Genomic DNA, 681 nt, shown 5'->3' with positions numbered 1-681 from the left:
GAGCTGGAGCACATAGGTGCCTATGAAGCACCAGTTATCGTGGAAAAGTTACTGCATGGTTTGGGATTTGATCAGAAAGACATGCAGCGCCCGGTTAATGACTTCTCTGGTGGTTGGCGAATTCGTTTGAATTTGGCGCAAGCACTGATGTGCCCTTCTGACCTATTGTTGCTGGATGAGCCGACGAACCACTTGGATCTAGATGCGATGCTCTGGCTGGAGCAATGGCTGAAACGTTACGAAGGTACGGTGTTATTCATTTCTCATGACCGTGACTTCATTGATGCCGTGTCGACACATATTCTTCACTTCGAACACAAGCAGCTGAATCAATATACAGGAACTTATAGTGAGTTCGAGACGCAGCGTGCTCAAAAGCTTGCTCAGCAGCAATCTCAGTATGAAAAGCAGCAGCAGCGTATTAGCGAAATTCAGTCTTTTGTAAATCGCTTTAAAGCGAAAGCGACCAAGGCAAAACAGGCTCAGAGTCGTGTTAAAGAACTTGCTAGAATGGAGCTTATTGCCCCGGCTCATATTGATTCACCGTTTAACTTTAGCTTTCCTGAGAGCGACAAAATATCTAGCCCATTACTAAGCATTCAAAAAGCAGACTTGGGCTATGAGCAGAAAGCAGTGCTCGAAGATTTTACTACCAGCATCTTACCGGGTACACGAGTAGGC

Annotated in this window: 1 protein-coding gene; it reads left to right on the top strand. The window is 45.8% G+C overall.

Going from position 1 to position 681, the window contains the following annotated elements:
• A partial coding sequence (locus A3729_RS08700) for an ATP-binding cassette domain-containing protein (protein ID WP_156497820.1) occupies window positions 1–681 on the top strand: 681 nt, incomplete at both ends.

The organism is Oleiphilus sp. HI0043 (genome assembly GCF_001634935.1).
This window is presented reverse-complemented; position numbering and strand designations above follow the sequence as displayed.